Annotated in this window: 17 protein-coding genes; 10 read left to right on the forward strand and 7 right to left on the reverse strand. The window is 40.6% G+C overall.

Features of this window, described 5'->3' with window-relative positions; all coding sequences use genetic code 11:
- The first annotated feature begins 95 nt into the window (after positions 1–95).
- From GYM62_RS17565 to GYM62_RS17580, 4 genes are all read left to right on the forward strand, one after another.
- Positions 96–608, forward strand: a complete 513-nt coding sequence (locus GYM62_RS17565) for a 3-hydroxyanthranilate 3,4-dioxygenase (RefSeq protein WP_144605949.1) — start codon at positions 96–98, stop codon at positions 606–608.
- A 41-nt stretch (positions 609–649) separates the two neighbouring features.
- Positions 650–1,936: a kynureninase gene (gene kynU, locus GYM62_RS17570; RefSeq protein ID WP_144605948.1), complete on the forward strand. Its 1,287-nt coding sequence runs from the start codon at positions 650–652 to the stop codon at positions 1,934–1,936.
- A 158-nt stretch (positions 1,937–2,094) separates the two neighbouring features.
- Positions 2,095–3,447, forward strand: coding sequence for an NAD(P)/FAD-dependent oxidoreductase (locus GYM62_RS17575; protein WP_091653353.1), 1,353 nt, complete (start codon positions 2,095–2,097; stop codon positions 3,445–3,447).
- Between the two features lie 14 nt (positions 3,448–3,461).
- Positions 3,462–4,070, forward strand: a complete 609-nt coding sequence (locus GYM62_RS17580; protein ID WP_144605947.1) for a nitroreductase — start codon at positions 3,462–3,464, stop codon at positions 4,068–4,070.
- Between the two features lie 39 nt (positions 4,071–4,109).
- Here the strand turns inward: GYM62_RS17580 and GYM62_RS17585 are convergent, their stop codons facing one another.
- A complete protein-coding gene (locus GYM62_RS17585; protein WP_091653350.1) occupies positions 4,110–4,640 on the reverse strand; it encodes a DinB family protein in 531 nt (176 codons plus the stop codon).
- A gap of 77 nt (positions 4,641–4,717) precedes the next feature.
- Between GYM62_RS17585 and gldD the strand changes: the two genes are divergently transcribed.
- Positions 4,718–5,290: a gliding motility lipoprotein GldD gene (gene gldD / locus GYM62_RS17590; protein WP_144605946.1), complete on the forward strand. Its 573-nt coding sequence runs from the start codon at positions 4,718–4,720 to the stop codon at positions 5,288–5,290.
- Here the strand turns inward: gldD and GYM62_RS17595 are convergent.
- Entirely contained in the window at positions 5,287–7,062 is a 1,776-nt protein-coding gene (locus GYM62_RS17595; protein ID WP_144605945.1) for a sodium:solute symporter family protein, read from the reverse strand. The two genes, gldD and GYM62_RS17595, sit on opposite strands and share 4 nt — an antisense overlap.
- 157 nt (positions 7,063–7,219) lie before the next feature.
- On the opposite strand from GYM62_RS17595, the gene GYM62_RS17600 reads away from it, so the two are divergent.
- From GYM62_RS17600 to GYM62_RS17610, 3 genes are all read left to right on the forward strand, one after another.
- Complete coding sequence (locus GYM62_RS17600; protein ID WP_144605944.1) at positions 7,220–8,281, forward strand: phosphotransferase enzyme family protein; 1,062 nt, start codon at positions 7,220–7,222, stop codon at positions 8,279–8,281.
- A gap of 86 nt (positions 8,282–8,367) precedes the next feature.
- A complete protein-coding gene (gene recG, locus GYM62_RS17605; RefSeq protein ID WP_144605943.1) occupies positions 8,368–10,461 on the forward strand; it encodes an ATP-dependent DNA helicase RecG in 2,094 nt (697 codons plus the stop codon).
- Between the two features lie 597 nt (positions 10,462–11,058).
- The gene (locus GYM62_RS17610) at positions 11,059–11,439 is read left to right on the forward strand and encodes a RidA family protein (RefSeq protein WP_144605942.1); all 381 of its coding nucleotides are present in this window, start codon (positions 11,059–11,061) and stop codon (positions 11,437–11,439) included.
- A 16-nt stretch (positions 11,440–11,455) separates the two neighbouring features.
- Here GYM62_RS17610 and GYM62_RS17615 read toward each other — a convergent pair whose 3' ends face one another.
- Complete coding sequence (locus GYM62_RS17615) at positions 11,456–11,875, reverse strand: DUF2867 domain-containing protein (protein WP_219957368.1); 420 nt, start codon at positions 11,873–11,875, stop codon at positions 11,456–11,458.
- 102 nt (positions 11,876–11,977) lie between these two features.
- Between GYM62_RS17615 and GYM62_RS17620 the strand changes: the two genes are divergently transcribed.
- Together GYM62_RS17620 and fumC are read left to right on the forward strand one after the other, a co-directional pair.
- Positions 11,978–12,463: a hypothetical protein gene (locus GYM62_RS17620; protein ID WP_144605940.1), complete on the forward strand. Its 486-nt coding sequence runs from the start codon at positions 11,978–11,980 to the stop codon at positions 12,461–12,463.
- Between the two features lie 77 nt (positions 12,464–12,540).
- Positions 12,541–13,941 (forward strand): class II fumarate hydratase, encoded by a 1,401-nt coding sequence (fumC, locus tag GYM62_RS17625; RefSeq protein ID WP_219957369.1) that lies wholly within the window; start codon positions 12,541–12,543, stop codon positions 13,939–13,941.
- Between the two features lie 324 nt (positions 13,942–14,265).
- On the opposite strand, the gene GYM62_RS17630 is transcribed toward fumC, so the two are convergent.
- The 4 genes from GYM62_RS17630 to GYM62_RS17645 form a co-directional block, all read right to left on the reverse strand.
- A complete protein-coding gene (locus GYM62_RS17630) occupies positions 14,266–14,931 on the reverse strand; it encodes a heme exporter protein CcmB (protein ID WP_091653335.1) in 666 nt (221 codons plus the stop codon).
- Between the two features lie 22 nt (positions 14,932–14,953).
- The gene (locus tag GYM62_RS17635; RefSeq protein WP_144605938.1) at positions 14,954–16,468 is read right to left on the reverse strand and encodes an amidase; all 1,515 of its coding nucleotides are present in this window, start codon (positions 16,466–16,468) and stop codon (positions 14,954–14,956) included.
- A 56-nt stretch (positions 16,469–16,524) separates the two neighbouring features.
- Positions 16,525–18,318, reverse strand: a complete 1,794-nt coding sequence (locus GYM62_RS17640; RefSeq protein ID WP_144605937.1) for a patatin-like phospholipase family protein — start codon at positions 18,316–18,318, stop codon at positions 16,525–16,527.
- A gap of 263 nt (positions 18,319–18,581) precedes the next feature.
- Entirely contained in the window at positions 18,582–19,694 is a 1,113-nt protein-coding gene (locus tag GYM62_RS17645) for a P1 family peptidase (RefSeq protein WP_219957370.1), read from the reverse strand.
- Between the last annotated feature and the right edge of the window lie 61 nt (positions 19,695–19,755).

Consider the following 19,755-nt stretch of genomic DNA (forward strand, 5'->3'; position numbering starts at 1 on the left):
CAAAAAAACGCGTGTTTTTTAATACTTTTAGGCTGGAATCTTGTTACTAGTTTAGATATCAGCATATTTTCCAAATCATCCTAAAAGCAAACAAAATGGCAGTATCCCAACCTTTTAATTTCAAAAAATGGATAGATGAAAACAGGCATTTGCTAAAGCCGCCTGTTGGAAATCAGCAAGTTTTTAAAGGGAATGATGACTTTATCGTGATGGTAGTGGGAGGTCCCAATTCCCGTAAAGATTACCATTACGATGAGGGAGAAGAATTTTTCTACCAGTTGGAAGGAGATATTACTTTAAAAATTATTGAAGACGGCAAGCCTAAAGATATTCATATCAAAGAGGGAGAGATTTTTCTTTTACCGCCCAAGGTTCCTCACTCTCCAAGAAGACCTGCTAATACTGTCGGCCTGGTAATTGAACGCTATAGAAGGCCAGGGGAAAAGGATGGCTTTATTTGGCATTGCGAAAACTGCGGTGATTTGCTGTATGAAGAATATGTCGAGCTGACGGATATAGTAAATCAATTGCCTCCAATCATGGAGAGATTCTGGAACAATCCCGAACACACTACTTGTAAAAACTGCGGTACTGTCATGGAAAAGTAAGGTTTAAATTCAAACTTATCTTTTCACCCATCCTCAAACATATGCAATTTCCAGACTATCAATATTCAGAAGCATTCGCTCAAAAAATGGATCAGGAAGATCCTATGAGAAAATTTAGAAATGAGTTTCTATTCCCTAGAGTAAATGGAAAAGAAGCCATTTATTTCTGTGGAAACTCTCTAGGCTTACAACCCAAATCAGTCAAAAGCTATTTGGAAAAAGAACTTGAAAACTGGGGTAATTTAGCCGTGGATGGACATTTTCACGGGGAAGATGCCTGGTACCATATCCGAAAGAAGTCTAAGCCTGCATTATCAGAACTATTTGGTGCACATGAGCATGAGGTAGTGGCTATGAACAACCTGAGCGTGAACTTGCACCTTTTGATGGTTTCTTTTTACAGACCCACTAAGTCCAGAAATAAGATCATTATTGAAGCTGGGGCATTTCCTTCAGACCAGTATATGTTGGAAAGCCAGGTGAAATTTCATGGTTTAAATCCCGCTGAGGTCATCGTTGAGTTGAAGCCAAGAGAAGGCGAGCATACGCTAAGAACCGAAGATATTCTTGCAGAGATTAAAAAGCAGGGAGATTCATTGTCTTTGGTCAATATGGCAGGCCTTCAATACTACACAGGTCAGCTTTTTGATATGAAAGCCATTTCCCAAGCTGCACATTCCGTTGGAGCTTTCGCTGGATTTGATTTGGCCCACGCTGCAGGAAATATTCCTCTGAAGCTTCATGATTGGGAAGTGGATTTCGCTACTTGGTGCAGTTATAAGTATTTGAACTCAGGCCCGGGAAATGTCTCGGGGATCTATGTGCATGAGAAATATGCCGAAAGTCCGGATTTACCTAGGTTTGCAGGCTGGTGGGGGCATGATGAGGGACAGCGCTTTCTGATGGAAAAGGGATTTATCCCCATGCATGGAGCAGACGGCTGGCAATTGGCCAACAGTAATGTTTTGGCATTGGCGGCTCATCAGGCCTCTTTAGATATTTTTCAGGAGGCTGGAATTGAAAACCTTCGGAAAAAAAGCTTTTTGCTAACTGGTTATCTGGAGTTTTTGATCAAGAAAATCAGTGGTGAATCCGGTGTTTTGGAAATAATTACCCCTGAAAATCAATTGGAAAGAGGTTGCCAGTTATCTTTGCACATTCATAGAGGCGGAAAAGCCGTCTTTGATGAATGGTACAAACACGGAGTTGTTGGAGATTGGAGAAATCCAAATGTGATTCGTCTGGCTCCTACTCCACTTTACAATAGCTTTGAGGATGTATTCCGATTTGCACAGATATTGGAACAATCTATAGAAAAATTCGCTTAAAAGAGCGAGGATCAACCAATCCTTATGAGTTCGAGCATGATACAGTTGATGAACAGAAGTCTAATCACCCAGCATGCGAGATATTTCCGAGTGGAGCATCCAACAAGTGGAGCTATTCGGGAAAGGCTTAAGGCCTTTTAAAAAGCGATCATAATCTCATGAAACAAAACGAAATCACCATCCTTGGCGCCGGATTAATCGGATCATTGATGGCCATATATCTTAAGCGTCAAGGTCTGGATGTTTCTGTCTACGACAAAAGGCCTGATAAACGCAAAACGCCTTATTACGAAGGAGGAAGATCTATCAACATGGCTCTGAGCCATAGAGGATGGAAAAGTTTGGAGCAGGTTGGTCTGAAAGATAAAGTTCTTCCTTTAGCGATTCCAATGTATGGAAGAAAAGTCCATGATGAGCATGGAGGAACCACTTTCATTCCTTATGGGAAAAACAAGCAAGCGATTTATTCTATTTCCCGAGGAAAATTCAATCAACTTCTCGCTGAGGAGGCAGAGCGCTTAGGTGCTGTGATCAATTTTGAGCACAAATGCGTGGATGTTGATTTTTCTAATCAGGAAATAACCTTCGAAACCAAAGAAGGAATTTATAAGAAAGAAGCACCGGTAATTATTGGTGCAGATGGAGCCTACTCTTCTTTGAGAATGGCTATGCAAAAGCAAATTCGATTTAATTACAAGCAGGAATATATTTCTCATGGCTATAAGGAATTGACGATTCCGGCAACTTCCAAAGGGGAGTTTGCAATGGACCCTAATGCCTTGCATATCTGGCCAAGGGGAAAATTTATGCTGATAGCACTTCCCAATCCAGACAAGTCCTTTACCTGCACTTTGTTTCTTCCTTTTGAGGGAAGTAAAGTTTGCTTTGAAAAAATCAATGATGATTCAGATTTGGAATCTGTTTTCAAGCATTATTTTGATGATGCTTATCAGTTGATGCCCAACTTAAAGGAGGAATATTTTAAAAACCCTACAGCAGCACTAATCAATATTGAGTGTTATCCTTGGGTTCAAGGGCACAGTATCTTATTGGGAGATGCATCCCATGCGATGGTTCCATTCTATGGTCAGGGAATGAATTGCGGATTTGAGGACTGCTATATTTTAAATAGCTATCTGGATAAATTCGGTCACAATTCTTGGGACTTGGTATTTGAAAAATTCCAGAAGCAACGTAAGCCTGATACAGACGCAATTTGCCAATTAGCGATGGAAAACTTCGTGGAAATGCGTGATTCTGTAGCAGATCCTAAATTTATTCTTAGGAAAAAGATTGAGGCAAAATTGCACGATTTATATCCTAATGACTGGATTCCTTTGTATTCCATGGTTACTTTTTCCGATATGGGATATGCAGAAGCCTATGCTCAAGGAAAATTACAGGAAGCAGTAATGGATAAGGTGATGGCAGATCCTTTAATCACCGAAAATTGGGACAAGCTGGACTACGAAGAAATCATCAATATCATGGAAACTGCGAAAGCAGTATAACTTTTAATAGCAATATGCAGAAACCCGATTTTAACATCGAAGAAGTTAATAAGATTATCCGTGGACGAAGATCCATGTTCGTAGCTCAATTCAAAGAGAATGACCCCGTAGATGACAGCATCATTGAAGAAATGTTGGAAAACGCAAATTGGGCACCTACTCACAAATTGACCCAACCTTGGAGATTTATTGTTTACACTGGTGAGGGCTTGAAAAAATTTGCTGATTATCAGGCCGAGTTGTACAAGAAAAGGGCAGAAAAGAATAGGACCCCATTTATTGAAGCTACCTACCAAAAATTCAAAGAGAATCCTCTAAAAGCATCTCATGTCATTGCAATTTTGATGAAAAGAACCGAGGGTTCTGGTATTCCTGTGATGGAAGAAATCGCAGCAGTTTCTATGGCCGTTCAAAATATGTATCTCACTGCTTCCGCTCATGGCTTAGCAGCTTATTGGGGTACTGGTGGACCGACGTTTTGGGAAGAAGCCAGAGAAGATTTTGGACTGGAGGGCGAAGATATGCTGATGGGCTTCTTTTATGTTGCAAAGCCAGCTACTGAAAACTGGCCAGCAGGAAAAAGAGAGCCAATTGCTGATAAAGTTGGCTGGATAAGAGAATAAAAAAAGAGGCTGGTTTCTATCAAACCAGCCTCTTTTGATTTAAAATCCCACAAAAGCAGGAGGCTCTACACCATTTGCTCTAAGGTATGCAATGGCAGCTCCTCTATGATGAGTGCTGTGATCCATGATTAGGGCCAAAACTTGTCTTCGAGTTACTTTATTTCCAAAAACCTCTATTTGTTCCCCAGCTTTTTCGGGTGTTAATGCCTTGGCGGTTGCTGTTCCATAGTCATAGCATTTGGCAACATAATCTGCTAATTCAGCTTTTGACGCGGTTGCCACATCGATTGTAAAATCAAAATCTCCGCCTCCAAGGAATCCTTTCGAGATGCCTACAATGGCAGAACCAATATGATGAATTTGCTCCTTGAAACTCATGGCATCCGGATCAGTTTTGTAATCCATTCCTGAGTCAGGCATTTTATTTAACACATCAATCGTAAACTGCTTACTGTTGTTCCATTTGCTCACAAACTCCTCCATGGTAGTTTGGGCATTCGCATAGCCTGAAGCCAGCATCATCATTCCTGCAGCTAGGCTGAAAATCAGGGTACTTATTGTCTTTTTCATAGGAAACTATGGTTGGTTACATGTTAAATTTCCATTATTCCAAGTTCAAATCAAATTCAAAAGACTAATTTTAAAGCATGAAGAGAATGGTATTGGCTGGCATATTTTTAATTGCTCTAATGGGATGTGAGGAAAACTATCTTCCCAAACCTCCAGGATATAATAGAATTGATTTACCAAATCATAGCTACCAGCCTCTATCAGGTGATTATGCATATCAATTTGAGTTATCCGTTCACAGTAGAGTTGAGCCAGATTCCTTTAATTTGGCGGAGAAAAATTGGATTAATTTAAGCTATCCGAACTTTGGAGCTAAAGTTCACTTGACCTACAAGCCGATCACCCAGACTCAGGATTTCAGAACTTTGTCAACGGATGCCTTTAAGTTGACAGCCAAGCATCAAATCAAAGCCTATGGAATCGAAGAGTCGGTCTTGGTAACGCCCAATGGATATACGGGTGTCGTGGCAGAATTACAGGGAGAAGTACCTACCCAATTTCAGTTCTTTGTTACAGATTCCACAGAGCATTTCCTTCGTGGAGCCTTGTATTTTAATACAGCTATGAAAAATGATTCGTTGGCACCTGTAATAGAATACATCAAGGTGGACATGGCCCACCTGATGAATTCAGTGAAATTTCGGGATTAACGCAGATTTTTCCAGGATTTAATAATTATCACTCCACCCACTATTGCCACTGCTGAAGCGATGATTGCTGGAAAGGTCTCACTGTAGATCCAGAAGCCAGTTGCAAATAATGCGGCGTATACCATGATGGAACCAATCAGCATCAAACCAATTTCTTTTGGAAGTTGGCCAACGGTCTGCTTCTCCTCAGGATATCTATCCAACACTTTTTTCCAACCATAAGCAGCCGGATATACTTTTCTATAAAAGCTGAGTAATACCTCGTCCTTTTCCGGTTGAGTCAGGAAAGTAACCAATAACCAGCCTACAGTTGTGATGGAAACTGAGTAGATGAGTTTGAGGTAAGCTTGATTTTCAGGAATTAAAATCCAGTTGACTTTAGGATTGATTACCTCAAAAAATATGGCTACTACAAATGAAATGGCCATAGCAGAAATCTCTGTGTAAGCGTTGATTCTCCACCAAAACCAACGAAGTATAAATATCAAGCCGGTACCCGCACCGATTTGGAGCAGAATGTTAAACGCATCCAAAGCAGAAGAAAGTGCTAAAGCCAAGAATGCTGACAATACCATTAATCCTACCGTGGAAATCCTACCCACAGCTACCAATTCTTTATCAGAAGCTTCCGGCTTTACAAAACGGAGATAAAAATCATTCACGATATATGAGGATCCCCAGTTAAGGTGTGTCGAAAGAGTTGACATGACCGCGGCAATCAATGAAGCCAATACAATTCCGATTAGGCCTGTAGGAAGGAAAGTAAGCATGGCTGAATAAGCTAAATCATCTCCTAATTTATCCACCGGAATCTGAGGGAATGCCTCCTGCATATCAGATATGTTAGGGAAAATCACCAATGAGGAAAGGGCTATTAATATCCAAGGCCAAGGTCTCATGGCATAATGGGCAATATTGAAAAATAAAGTAGCACCTACGGCATTTTTTTCATCTTTTGCCGAAAGCATACGCTGGGCGATATAGCCACCGCCACCTGGCTCAGCTCCTGGATACCAAGTGGCCCACCATTGAATTGCAATCGGAAGGATGAATAAAGGAATATACACATTGGGATCTGTGAAGTCCGGAACAAAATCCAATTTGTCTACCACATTTTCATGTGCCAAAAGATTATTCAGAGAGCCAATTTCTGGTAAATCCAAGATAAAATAAGCGGCTCCAAATGAACCTATCATGGCTATAAAAAACTGAAAGAAATCTGTCAATAAAACGCCTTTCAGACCTCCCAAAGAACTGTAAATCACCGTAACCACTGAGGCTATCAAAAGAGTCTGTACGGGAGAAAGCCCCAACATCACTCCACCGATTTTGATCGCAGCCAATGATACCGTAGCCATAATGACTACATTAAAGAAAATACCCAAATACAATGCTCTGAAAGCTCTCAGGAAAGCAGCACCTTTTCCAGAGTATCTCAATTCATAAAATTCCAAATCGGTGGTGACCTCGGATCTTCTCCAAAGTTTTGCATACACAAATACCGTAAGCATCCCTGTTAACAAAAATGCCCACCAGGCCCAGTTACCTCCTACTCCGTTTTTTCTGACTATATCGGTAACCAAGTTGGGAGTGTCTGCTGAAAAGGTGGTCGCTACCATTGATACCCCCAATAGCCACCAAGGCATATTTCTCCCGGAAAGGAAGAATTCTTTTGCTGAGCTTCCGGCTTTTTTGGAAGTGAAAATCCCTATCAAAAGGGATATGATAAAGAAGGCTGCAATGATGGCCCAGTCTAAAGTGCTGACATTCATGGGTGATGGGTTTATTTAATTCGCCCAAATAACAAAAAATTTATTAAAATGCCTTCTGGCTTTTTTAATAAATTTTAAAAACATTAAAAATTTTCGCTCTTTTGATAAAATTTCCTGAATTCAATGTCTAAAATGGGATCTGTTGTATTTTCAAACTATGAATGAAGCACTCTTTACAGCCATTTTTAAGGAATATGAATTAGGACCTATTTCCAAAGCTACCCTCACTGAATTGGGAGAGGGTTTGATTCATCAGACTTTTTTATTGAATACTCCAGAAGGTTTATTTGTTCTCCAAGCCTTTAATCGGGAAGTATTTCAATTCCCGGAAAGAATATCCTCCAATTTAAGCTTGCTGGCTGAATATAGAGACAGTCATCCATTTCAATATGATCTTCCTCTGCCTTTAAAGTCTGCTGAAGGAAAAAATATGATAGACTGGGAAGGGAAACTCTATCGGCTTTTTGATTTTGTTCAGGGCACCACTATTCAAGAAATCGAAAGTAAAGAGCAGGCATATGTTGCGGGGGAAGCGTATGGATTTTTCGCATCCTGGGCGAAGGATGTTGACCTCAGTCTTTATCAGGAAACTATTCCCAATTTTCATCGGTTGGACTTGCGGTATGAGAGGTTTTTGGAGGTGGCTAGTTCAAAGCAAAACCTTAATGAAGAGGAACAGTCAATTTTGATGTTTTATATCAACCAAAAGCCCTTAGTGGAGGCTTACAAATCCTGGATCTCCAATCTTCCCTTACGCTTAACCCATAATGACACCAAGATCAATAATTTGATTTTTTCTGAAAATGCTCAAAATGTGAAAGCCTTGATCGACTTGGATACCTTAATGCCAGGATATCTGCTTTATGATTTGGGAGACCTGATTCGTACAGTTGGCTGCTCGGTATCCGAAACAAGTATCAATTGGCCGGCTATCCATTTGAATATTGACGTTTATGAAGAGCTTCTAAAAGGGTATTGGTCAGGAATTAGAAGTATTGCAACTTCAGCGGAAAAAGAGTCATTGCTATTGGCAGGAGAAATCATGACTTGTATCATGGGATTGAGATTTTTTACGGATCATTTGATGGGGAATGTCTATTATAAGGTAAAGTACCCCGAGCAAAATCTTCACAGAGCGAAAAATCAGATGATCTTTTTAAAAGATCAGCAAGCCAAAAGAAAGATTCTTGAAGAGATAGGAAATAAAGTTTGTCTTTAAACCAGTAGGACCTGACAATTTTAGTCAAAAACTTGGCTTTTGATGCTTACCCGATTTAATTTGCTTTCCTCTAAAACCAGAATCTCTTGTCCGGATTTTTCGACACAAAAATTGAATTTCTAAAAGGTGTTGGTCCCCAACGGGCGGATTTGCTGAATAAGGAGCTTTCAATTTTTTCTTATGGAGATTTGTTACAGCATTACCCTTTTCGCTACGAAGATAGAAGCAAGTTTTATAAAATCCGGGAGCTCCATGAGGAGTTAGAAAATGTCCAAGTAATCGCCCGGATTTTGAAAGTGGAGCTGATTGGAATGGGCGGAAAAAGGCGACTGGTAGCTCATGTGGCTGATGAAACCGGAGAAATGGAAATGACTTGGTTTAAGGGAATTCAATGGGTCCAAAAGAAATTGCCAACTGGGGCGGTATTCATATTTTTTGGAAAGCCTGCTCAGTTTGGGAGAAAATGGAGTATCGCCCATCCAGAGATGGAACCACTATCCCAAGCTTCGGAAAAGAGAAATAATTTTCAGCCGGTTTATTCAACTACGGAAAAGCTGAGAGCCCGCTTTTTGGATAGTAGAGGGATTTCCAAAATCATGGAGCAGTTGGTGCAGGCCTGCTATCCTCATATTCAGGAAACACTTCCTCAGGAGATCCTTCAACAATATCAACTGATTGGAAAAAGAGAAGCTGTTAAGGAAATACATTTTCCATCGGAGCCAGGCCTTTTACACCGAGCCAGGAAACGCCTAAAGTTCGAAGAGTTTTTCTTTTTACAGTTGAGGCTTTTGATGATGAAAGTTGCCAGAACTGAAAAGTTCAAGGGACAAGTTTTGGACAACACGGAATTGTTGACTGATTTCTACCAAAATCATATTCCTTTTGAATTAACCAATGCACAAAAGCGTGTTATTCGAGAGGCCTATCATGATCTTAAGTCAGGTAAGCAGATGAATCGCCTGGTACAGGGAGATGTAGGAAGTGGAAAGACCATGGTCGCTTTTATTTGTATGTTGATAGCGATCAGTTCCGGTGCACAGGCATGTTTGATGGCTCCAACTGAGATTTTGGCAAATCAGCATTATGAGGGCCTGAAAGAGTTTGCGGATATGATGGGTTTGAAAATCGCAATCCTCACCGGCTCTGTTAAAAAATCAGCCAGGAAAATAATACATGAAGAACTGCTGTCGGGCGAATTGAAAATTCTCATTGGAACCCATGCATTGTTGGAAGATATAGTACAGTTTCAAAATTTGGGTTTGGCCATTGTAGATGAGCAGCATCGCTTTGGAGTAGCTCAAAGAGCGAAGCTTTGGGCAAAAAATGAGGAATTTCTCCCCCATGTGTTAGTCATGACTGCAACGCCAATTCCCAGGACTTTGGCGATGACCCTTTATGGAGATTTGGATGTGTCGGTGATTGATGAATTACCTGCCGGAAGAAAACCAATACAAACAGTGCATCGATATGATAAAGACCGCTTAAAAGTATTTGGTTTTATCAATCAGGAAATTCAAAAAGGGAGACAGGTATACATTGTTTACCCTTTGATAGAAGATTCAGAAACTTTAGATCTAAAGTCCTTGATGGATGGCTATGAAAGTATAGCCCGTGCATTTCCACAATATCCACTGAGCATTGTTCATGGATCCATGAAGTCAGATGCCAAAGATTATGAAATGCAACGTTTCGTGAAGGGGGAAACCAAAATCATGGTTGCCACTACAGTGATTGAAGTAGGCGTGAATGTTCCAAATGCTTCTGTAATGGTGATTGAAAATGCAGAGCGATTTGGCTTGTCTCAGCTCCATCAGTTGAGAGGTCGGGTGGGTAGAGGTGCCGAGCAGAGTTATTGCATTTTGATGAGTAAGTACGAGCTAAGCAAGGATTCTAGGGTTAGACTGGAGACCATGGTTAGAACCAATGATGGATTTGAGATAGCAGATGTAGATTTGAGGCTGAGGGGGCCGGGAGATTTGATGGGAACACAGCAAAGTGGAGTTACGGATTTGTTGATCGCGGATTTAAGTAAAGATGCCCCAATTTTGACTTTGGCGAGGGATGCTGCTCAACAGATTTTAGCGAATGATCCGAATTTAGCATTGCCTGAGAATGCGCCGATCTTAAGGCAAGTTAGGCAGCAGAAGAAAACGGCCATGAATTGGAGTAGGATATCCTAATTTGCTCGCAACGGCGCAGCTATTTAATCTCCTGCAAAGAAAAGAAGTGGCAAAGTGTTTTTAAAAACTATGTTTTCTATCATCTCTATGTAGTAGAAAAATATCCTAGAACTAGAGTAGTTAAGAGTTATTGGTTAGTGAGTTATTTTCAAACCTATGTGTGCTATTGTGAATCCTATGTGGTTTAAATAAATAGCTCGCTAAGGCATGGCGATTTTATCTCCCGCAAAGAAAAGAAGTCGCAAAGAGTTAAAAACTATGTTTTCTATCATCTCTATGTGGTAGAAAAATATCCTAGATCTGGAGTAGTTATTGGTTAGTGAGTTATTTTCCAACCAAGTTTTCACCTTTCAAATGAAAATCTTGTACTCAAATTATACTATTAAATCCAAATCATCCTGGAAAAAAATCAAAAGGGAATATGAGTTATCTTTGTGATTTTCTTTGCCTACTCGGCTCCTTTGCGATTAGAGTTAAAAAGCCATCAATTGCTAAAAAAGCCTTAAAAGTCCCTATTCCCCTCGTAATTCGTAACTCAAAAATCGTAAATTCCTCCACAAACCTTACCTTTGTACTTCTCCAAAAACCCAAATCCCCATGCCTAACACGATCATTTTTACCAAAGAAGCTCCAGCTCCAATCGGTCCATATTCTCAAGCAGTTCTAGCTGGAAATACCCTATATGTTTCTGGTCAAATAGCACTGGATGCAGAAACTGGCGACTTAATCAACGAGAATATTACAGAAGAAACACATGCGGTCATGAAAAATCTGGAAGCGGTGTTAAGAGCCGCCAACTTTAGTTTCTCCGATGTGGTCAAGTGCACCATATTTATTCAAAACATGGATCAGTTTGGTGTCATCAATGATGCCTATGGTCAATATTTTAAAAACAACCCTCCAGCGAGAGAAACAGTGGAGGTAAGTCGATTGCCTAAACATGTGAATGTTGAGATTTCTTGCGTTGCGGTGAAATAAAATCTGTCAAGCCTGTTTACCCTTTGGCAATTTCCTTTCCCATATTTAGGAAAATCCAGCGGTGAACAGGCTTCACTATTTTCCAATAATAGCGTCCCCATTTTCCCTCAGGATAAAAACGCACAGTTTGGATCAGCTCATTGTAGCCTATCTTCCACTCCAAAAAAACTTTGCCCGGCAAATTCATTTCTGCCTCCAATTCTAAAATTCCCTCTCTTTTATCTGCCTGACAAACTTTCCAAAAGTCAATTGGATCCCCTTTTTTCAATTCAGTGGCCGATATTCTCCCTTTTCTAAAGCCTATTCCTCCTGTCAATTGATCTAGAAGCCCCCTGATTTTCCATAATTTTGTCCCAAAATACCAGCCATTTTCCCCTCCGATTCTCCAAACTTTTTCCACAACAGCGTCTTTATTAACCTCAATAGGAAAATACATTTTTTCGATGATTTCCTGAGGATTGGGCTGAAAGATCTTAATTTTGATTGGAGACTTTTTCACAAAGTGATAACCCAATCGACTACATTTAGTTAATTAAACATGAACTTCATTCCCTTTCAAAGCGAAACTTTAGTCAGCGCACTTTCTAAGGAAGAGGTCATGGAACATATTTCTAAAAAAACGTTGGAGGTCAACTTTTTAGATAAAAGAACTGAAAGCTCCAAAAATGTGGCTTTTAATGGAATTGTGGGAAAAAACAGTTTTCGAATTTCCAGAGTCATCAATCGAAGCAATACTTTCCTTCCTTTGATTCTGGGGGAAGTGGAGGATACTGCCAGAGGTTCTATCTTATTTTTGGAATATAAGCTTTTTCCAGGAGCTCTCTTTTTTGTGGTTTTCTGGAGCATCATCCTCTTGGCTTTTTCAGCCTTTTTCTTCGGATTAGCTCAAAATCTTTTGAATGGAAGCATTTGCTTAGTTTTGGCAGTTCTGAATTATGCCTTGGCGCTTTTTTTCTTTCATCGTCAGGTTAAGATCTCGCGAAAGGAATTTCATCAGTTGATCAACTTACAAATCAAGGATTAAATCCTTCTTATCTAGGGAAAAAGGGCTTTTAGAATTATTTTAGCGGCCTGAATTATGAACTCGATAAATCCTATAGCATGAGCATTCGAATAGAAAAAGACACCATGGGACCTGTAGAGGTGCCTGCGGACAAATACTGGGGTGCACAAACCCAACGTTCCATTAATAATTTCAAAATCGGCGGTGAAAAAAACCGGATGCCAATTGAAATTATTCAGGCATTTGCCATTTTGAAAAAAGCAGCTGCTCAGACCAATGCGGAACTCAGCGTGCTTTCCCAAGAAAAAGCCGATGTGATTTCTAAGGTTTGTGATGAAATTCTTGCCGGTAAACTGGATGATCAGTTTCCATTGGTGGTTTGGCAGACTGGTTCCGGTACTCAGTCCAATATGAACTCCAATGAGGTCATCGCCTATAGAGCACACGTGCTCATGGGGGGTTCTTTGGAAGATGAAAAGAAAAAAATCCACCCTAACGACGACGTCAACAAGTCCCAGTCTTCTAATGACACCTATCCAACAGCTATGCACATCGCTGCATATAAAATGGTGGTCGAAACCACTATTCCTGGTGTGCAAAAATTGAGAGATACCTTAGACGCAAAAGCAAAAGCCTTCAAAGATGTGGTGAAAATAGGTAGAACTCACTTTATGGACGCAACTCCATTGACATTGGGACAGGAGTTTAGCGGATATGTGGCTCAATTGGATCATGGCTTGAGAGCTTTGAAAAATACCTTAAGCCATTTATCTGAATTGGCATTAGGCGGTACAGCTGTTGGAACAGGCCTCAACACTCCAAAAGGGTATTCAGAATTAGTAGCAAAGAAAATTGCTGAATTCGCGGGTCAGCCTTTTGTGACGGCACCAAATAAATTTGAAGCATTAGCCGCCCATGACGGAATGGTAGAGGCTCACGGAGCCCTAAAACAATTGGCCGTTTCCCTAATGAAAATTGCTAATGATATCCGAATGCTATCTTCAGGCCCAAGATCAGGAATCGGTGAGATTCTAATCCCTGAAAACGAGCCAGGATCTTCCATTATGCCAGGAAAAGTCAACCCAACTCAAGTGGAAGCCATGACCATGGTGGCCGCTCAAGTGATGGGAAATGACGTAGCCATATCAATTGGAGGTTCCAATGGACACTTCGAGCTAAACGTATTCAAGCCAATGATCGCCGCCAACTTCCTTCAGTCTGCAAGATTGATCGGTGATGCCTGTGTTTCCTTCAATGACAACTGTGCTGTGGGAATCGAACCAAATACGCCAATGATTCAGCGTCATTTGGAAAACTCTCTGATGCTGGTAACCGCATTGAATACACATATCGGCTATGAAAATGCAGCAGCTATTGCTAAAAAAGCGCATAAAGAGGGTACTAGCTTACGTGAAGCAGCCATTGCTTTGGGACTTCTTACTTCCGAACAGTTTGACGAGTGGGTGAAGCCTGAGGATATGATAGGAAGCCTGAAATAAGTATGAATTTAGAAGTTTGAATTCTGAAAAAATCTAAGATTATAAAGCCTCTCCTGCGATGGGGAGGCTTTTTTATTTTTTGGATATCCGCTTTTTTACCAGTATTGACAAAAAAATGGCTTATTGTCGGCTGAAAGGATCAGAATCCGGAAGCTTCGGTCTTCGGTCATCGGTCTTCCAACCAGTCAAGCAAGGAAAATAAGGCAACTGGCATGATTGCGGATAATCAGATTATTTTTTAAATCAAGCCAATTTCAATAAGAAAGGAAGCCATTAATTAAGCGTGAGCCCTTTCAGCCTTCTCACTTTAGCCTTTTGACTTTCTTAACTTTTCCACAAATAAGGAAACAAAATATAGCCTGCTGCCGCCACAATGGCATTAATTGCAAAAAGGCTCAAAAGCTTATCTACGCTCACGGACCAATCCAATCCATCCAAGGCATTTTTGGAAATTCTGATAGCCATTAGCAATATGGGGATGATCACCGGGAAACTCAAAATTGCCATCAGAGTGGCATTATTTCCGGCTTTGGAAGCTATACCAGAGACCATTGTCAAACTTGCGGAAAAGCCCATGGCTCCCAAGACTAAATTCAATAAGAACAAACCCTGATCCTGCACAGGGTTACCCAGAATCACCGAGAAAACCCCATAACCCAGCAAGGCCAAAATCAGGGTTAGGCCGGTGTTATAAATAATTTTTGAAAGGATGATCGCTTCAGGCGATGCAATCATGTAGTAGTATAATTGCCTTCCCTGATGCTCTTGTACAAAACTTTTCGCCACTGCATTGACTGCAGAAAAAAGAATAATAATCCAATACAATGCATTCCAGGTAGGTACCGAAAGGTTACCCATCTTAGCTCCTACACTTAAGTAGGTAATAAAAACAGCTGAAATCACATATAGCAGTATTCCGTTGAGGGCATATTTTTGCCTCCACTCTAAGGTGATTTCTTTTTGAATCAAAATGCCGATTTCCTTCAACATGCCTCAAAGATAGGAATAGAACTTAATTCGGCGCCTTTCTGTGTTTGGTTCCTTGCTCATAAGCATAGGTTAGCTTTACTAAGGTTTTTTCATCAAATACCCTTCCCAAAAACTGAATTCCTGCCGGCAAATTCCCCGACAAAAAACCCATAGGTACAGTAAAGGCAGGCTGCCCAGTATGCGGTGCAATGATTTGAGAGTTGTCACCCTTATATTCTTCCTGAAAATTAGCGATGGTGGCAGCAGGTTGGTTCCAGCTCGGATAAACCAAGACATCAAGATTCAAAGAGTCCATGGTTTTTTCAATTGCTTCCCGAAAAGCTACCCTTTTCACGTCCGTGAAAGCATCTCCGCAAGGGACCTCTGAATTTTGCCCTCTGCCTAAATTGGTGATAAACATTTCTATTCTGGTCCTTGCAAAATCAGACTTGGTGCCTATTCTTACTACATCCTCCAATCTTGACAAAGTATCGCGTTTGACATATTCAGCTAAAAATTCCTCCAGATCTTTTCGAAAATCTGCGCACCACTGATTTTGTCTAAGCTCTTGAAAATTTTCTACCTCCACCGAATCTACAATTACAGCTCCCAAGCCAGCCATATCTTTCAATGCTTGATTGAAAAGGTCTGAAATTTCAGGATGTACTTTATTTTCACTCAAGGTCCTAAAAACACCAATTCTAGCTCCTTGAAGGCCATTCTTGTCTAAAAAGTCCATATAGGATTCAGGAATTTTCCCTTCGGAAAAATTGGTAATCGGGTCTTTGGGATCTTTTCCAGCCATGATATCCAGCATGCGAGTGGCGTCTTCAACTGTGCGACACATGGGGCCTACGACATCATTTCTTAAATAAAGCGGAACAATGCCTTCCCTGCTAATTAACCCTAAGCTAGTTCGAAAACCTACCAAAGCATTATGAGAAGAAGGACCCCTGATGGAATTTCCTGTATCCGTACCAATCCCCAAAGTTCCAAAATTTGCAGCAACAGCAGCACCTGTTCCACCACTTGATCCTGCAGGTACATGATCTAAATTGTAGGGATTTCTAGTGATGCCTTTAGTGGAACTTTCAGAATGCATAGGGCTAAAAGCCCACTCTGCCATATTGGATTTAGCCAATACGATAGCTCCCGCCTCTTCCAGTTTTTGAATGATAAAAGCATCCGTTTCAGGATAAAAGTCCTTCAAGGCCAAGGTACCAGCGCTAGTTGGCAGACCAATGGTGTTGATGTTGTCCTTGACAATTACTGGAATTCCGTGCAAGGGGCGCAAATTTCCTGTCGCTGCAAATTCTGCGTCCAAGGCTCTTGCTCTTCCAATTGCCACGGGATTGATCTCAGAAATGGAATTGATCGCAGAATCGTTTTCCTCTATGCGATAGATATAGGCTCTGACCAGATCCTCCGCTGTATAGTCTCCGTTTTTATAGGCCTCATGGATTTGAGAAATCGTGAGCTCCTCTAAAGAGATGTCTTTCTTTGTATTACATGAAAAGAAAAGACCTAAAACTCCAATGATACAGATGAAATGCTTCATCAGGGAATTTAGAATTTTATTTTGAGATTTATTTATTCTCTTATTTCAAAGTTCCCTTATACGAATTCCTCTTCTTTGTTTTTATCCCAAAACCGCTCTTCCTTCGGCAAACTTTCCAAATACTCATTGGTCTGATCATATCCTTTTTGGAGAATTTGCTTCCACTTTCTATCATCCATAAAGCCAATTCCTTTCAGATTCAATTCGAAATAATGGGAAACTTTGGACTTGGTTACTTCCTGTTTTTGCAAGGAATTCAGCGTAAGTGAATTGATAATCAATGAACCTATACCGGGAATTTTAAAGCGTTTCTTTTTTCTAAACCTGTCCATGAAAACGGCCCAACCATTCGGTGAATCCTCATAATCCACCTTGCGGTCTGGCAAGCCTGACAAGGAAACGGCAATAATTTTGGATACCGGATATTTATACATGGGCTCTATCGGCAAATTATCCATTACCGCCCCGTCCACATGTAAATATTGATCAATAACGACAGGAGGAAAAACTCCCGGAATCGCGATACTGGCCATGATTTGCTTCCAGAGAAGTCCTCTTTCGTGGATTTTGGTTGTAGCTCTGGAAAAATTGGTAGACACACAGTAGGAATTAATCCATATGTCCTCCATGTCATAATTTTTGAAAAGAGTTTTGGCGAAGCGCTGGATTTTTTTTCCACTTAAAAAGGAAATCATAGGCAAAGCCATATCATTGGAAGTCAGTTTGGATTTTACAGCCACCTGAGTGATTTCTTCAATTTTATCAAAATCAAAATCAGCATAGCTCATGGTAATACCGTATATCGCGCCTGCACTAGTACCACCCAGGAAGTCTATTTCTATCCCTCTTTCCTGCAATGCCTTAACTACCCCAAGGTGGGCATAACCCTTGGCTCCTCCTCCGCCCAAGACCAAGCCTACAGCGGTATTGGTAATAATTCTACAGAACCTGCGGATATCTCTTCCATTCCCTTGTCTCACATGGATATGCAGATTGATATCCCTATTTTCTAGCCAATTGGAAGTAGATTCTGGCATTGGTGCATCTTGAGGATGCAACATCAATAGATATATCTTTTTATTGAGGATACTTTGTGAATAGAGTTCTAGCTCCTTTTCTATAGGATAGATTTGAGGATCTGCCTTGAAATCAGTGGCCAAAATTACCAAGTCCGCATAGACCATGCATTGGTGAGACCATTCAGGGTGGGTTTCACTACAGACCAAAATGTTGATTCCCTCATACTGCTCCAGTGAATCGAAGAATGTCTGATCAGCATGCTCTGCCTGAGAATCATAATCAAACACCTGAACCGGAATTTGATTTTCCCTAAAAAAGGTTTCCATATCTGCTGTCCAAGGACTTAAATCATGATCAGCCTGGAGGTTGATAAGAGCAATGTTTTTAGGTGGAGTTGACTGGTTTTTTTGAAATGTGTTTCTTCTAAGTCTGTTGATTACAAAGCCTGTCAAGGAATTCGCTAAGGATGGGTTTTTGGCTACCAAAGTCAGGTATTCTTCCTGATTAAATTCCAAAACCACTGATTTTCTAATCGCTAATACTGAGGCCATTCTAGGCTCACCGGTAAATAAGGCAAACTCTCCAACCGGCTCTCCTTCTCCAATATCTCCCAAAATTAAGGTTCCACTGATATCTTCTTTAATCGCTCTTAGCCTACCAGAAAGTACTATGTAAAGGATGTTTTCTTTGGCACCCTGATGGAAAAGATATTCACCGGTATTCAGTTCTTTTTTAGTACCTATTTTAAAAATTTGATCCAGCATTTCATCGCTCATCCCTCCAAAAAGCTTATGAAAAAGATGATGATAATGCGTATTAAAATCTTTCATCGGAGTTATTTGGGTTTTGAATTATTCATCAGCCTATCTTCTGGGAAAAATTGATCGAAACCCCGAAAAATAAACTTCAAATGTTGACTTATCACTCTCAAAATCAGTTATCTCAACTAATCTCGATAAAATTATCTGATAAAAAAATGAGAGCCGAAATAATTTTAGAAATTTGTAGTTGAAAGGTAAATTGAGCTCTGGCGTAGAAATTCCTTTGATGAAAATTCTAATCAAAAAAAGTCATCTTTAAGCCAACCCTTTTTTCAATTAGAGTTAATAATCTCCAAAACTTTTTCCTTTGGCAAGGCTTCCACAGTTCTGCCCTCTTTGCCCATCATCGTTTCTGCAGCAAAAAGTGAATTGATTATTGCTTCCTCTGTAGCGTCAATTACGGCCATAAAAAGTGGACTCATTTCCTCATTCGCTAAAAATTCTGACTTCAGTTTTTTATCAGAGGTATAAGGGATTCTAAGACCTTCATTTGTGGAAAAGGCAATCACATAATCACCCGAGCCATTGGAAGCAATTCCTCCAGTTTTTGCCAGGCCCATCATGGCACGCTGAGCCATTCTTTCCAAATTTCTTTCTAAGACGGGTGCATCCGTTGCCACTACAATCATGCAGCTTCCATCTGCTTTTTCCAAGGCATCTTTAAATGGGTATTTTCCCAATTTTTCGCCTACCGGAACTCCTGCTATTTGTAGGTTTCCTCCAAAGTTTGTTTGAACCAATACTCCGACCGTGTATCCACCCAAGCTTTCTGGTAATTTTCTGGAAGATGTTCCGATTCCTCCTTTCCAGCCAAAGCAAACCGTTCCAGTTCCGGCTCCAACATTTCCTTCCGCAACTTGCCCTACTTTTGCAGCCTGAATTGTTTGTATTACCTCATCGTGACTGATATGCATTCCCCGGATATCATTCAGAAAACCGTCATTGGTTTCACCTACCACTGCATTGACAGATTGAACATTTTCATTTCCCGGCTGACCTAAAGAATAGCGCACCACTCCTTCAATACCAGCAGCCACGCTGAGTGTATTGGTTAAAATTATTGGGCTTTCTAGGTTTCCCAGTTCCTGCACTTGAGTCACTCCTGCTAGCTTTCCGAATCCATTTCCAACAAAAATCGCTGCGGGCACCTTTTCCTGAAAGAGATTTCCATCGTGAGCTAGTATTGCCGTAATTCCGGTTCGAATAGACGTTCCTTCTATTTTAGTAAGATGCCCTACTTTCACTCCTTTTACATCCGTAATTGCATTCAAGGGTCCAGTTGGGAGCAATCCAAACTGAATGCCTAATTCTCTAGGGCGGCTTTGGGCAGAAATTTCCATATTGATAAATAAACAAAATAGGGCCGGGATAAGTAGACTTTTCATGCCTTTGAAGAATATTAAAAGGAAAATGTAATTTAGTTTTCCAATCCAGTTGCGCTGGAGA

The sequence above is a fragment of the Algoriphagus sp. NBT04N3 genome (assembly GCF_019443765.1).
GTDB classification, from domain to species: Bacteria; Bacteroidota; Bacteroidia; order Cytophagales; family Cyclobacteriaceae; genus Algoriphagus; species Algoriphagus ornithinivorans.

Bases quoted from the DNA above. Each gene is read 5' to 3' on its own strand.
- GYM62_RS17630 (WP_091653335.1), bottom strand. From the start codon at position 14,931: ATGTTGAAGGAAATCGGCATTTTGATTCAAAAAGAAATCACCTTAGAG.
- GYM62_RS17615 (WP_219957368.1), bottom strand. From the start codon at position 11,875: ATGTATTTTCCTATTGAGGTTAATAAAGACGCTGTTGTGGAAAAAGTT.
- GYM62_RS17575 (WP_091653353.1), top strand. From the start codon at position 2,095: ATGAAACAAAACGAAATCACCATCCTTGGCGCCGGATTAATCGGATCA.
- GYM62_RS17620 (WP_144605940.1), top strand. From the start codon at position 11,978: ATGAACTTCATTCCCTTTCAAAGCGAAACTTTAGTCAGCGCACTTTCT.
- GYM62_RS17635 (WP_144605938.1), bottom strand. From the start codon at position 16,468: ATGAAGCATTTCATCTGTATCATTGGAGTTTTAGGTCTTTTCTTTTCA.
- gldD (WP_144605946.1), top strand. From the start codon at position 4,718: ATGAAGAGAATGGTATTGGCTGGCATATTTTTAATTGCTCTAATGGGA.
- GYM62_RS17565 (WP_144605949.1), top strand. From the start codon at position 96: ATGGCAGTATCCCAACCTTTTAATTTCAAAAAATGGATAGATGAAAAC.
- GYM62_RS17595 (WP_144605945.1), bottom strand. From the start codon at position 7,062: ATGAATGTCAGCACTTTAGACTGGGCCATCATTGCAGCCTTCTTTATC.
- GYM62_RS17585 (WP_091653350.1), bottom strand. From the start codon at position 4,640: ATGAAAAAGACAATAAGTACCCTGATTTTCAGCCTAGCTGCAGGAATG.
- GYM62_RS17600 (WP_144605944.1), top strand. From the start codon at position 7,220: ATGAATGAAGCACTCTTTACAGCCATTTTTAAGGAATATGAATTAGGA.
- kynU (WP_144605948.1), top strand. From the start codon at position 650: ATGCAATTTCCAGACTATCAATATTCAGAAGCATTCGCTCAAAAAATG.
- GYM62_RS17645 (WP_219957370.1), bottom strand. From the start codon at position 19,694: ATGAAAAGTCTACTTATCCCGGCCCTATTTTGTTTATTTATCAATATG.
- fumC (WP_219957369.1), top strand. From the start codon at position 12,541: ATGAGCATTCGAATAGAAAAAGACACCATGGGACCTGTAGAGGTGCCT.
- GYM62_RS17580 (WP_144605947.1), top strand. From the start codon at position 3,462: ATGCAGAAACCCGATTTTAACATCGAAGAAGTTAATAAGATTATCCGT.
- GYM62_RS17640 (WP_144605937.1), bottom strand. From the start codon at position 18,318: ATGAAAGATTTTAATACGCATTATCATCATCTTTTTCATAAGCTTTTT.
- GYM62_RS17610 (WP_144605942.1), top strand. From the start codon at position 11,059: ATGCCTAACACGATCATTTTTACCAAAGAAGCTCCAGCTCCAATCGGT.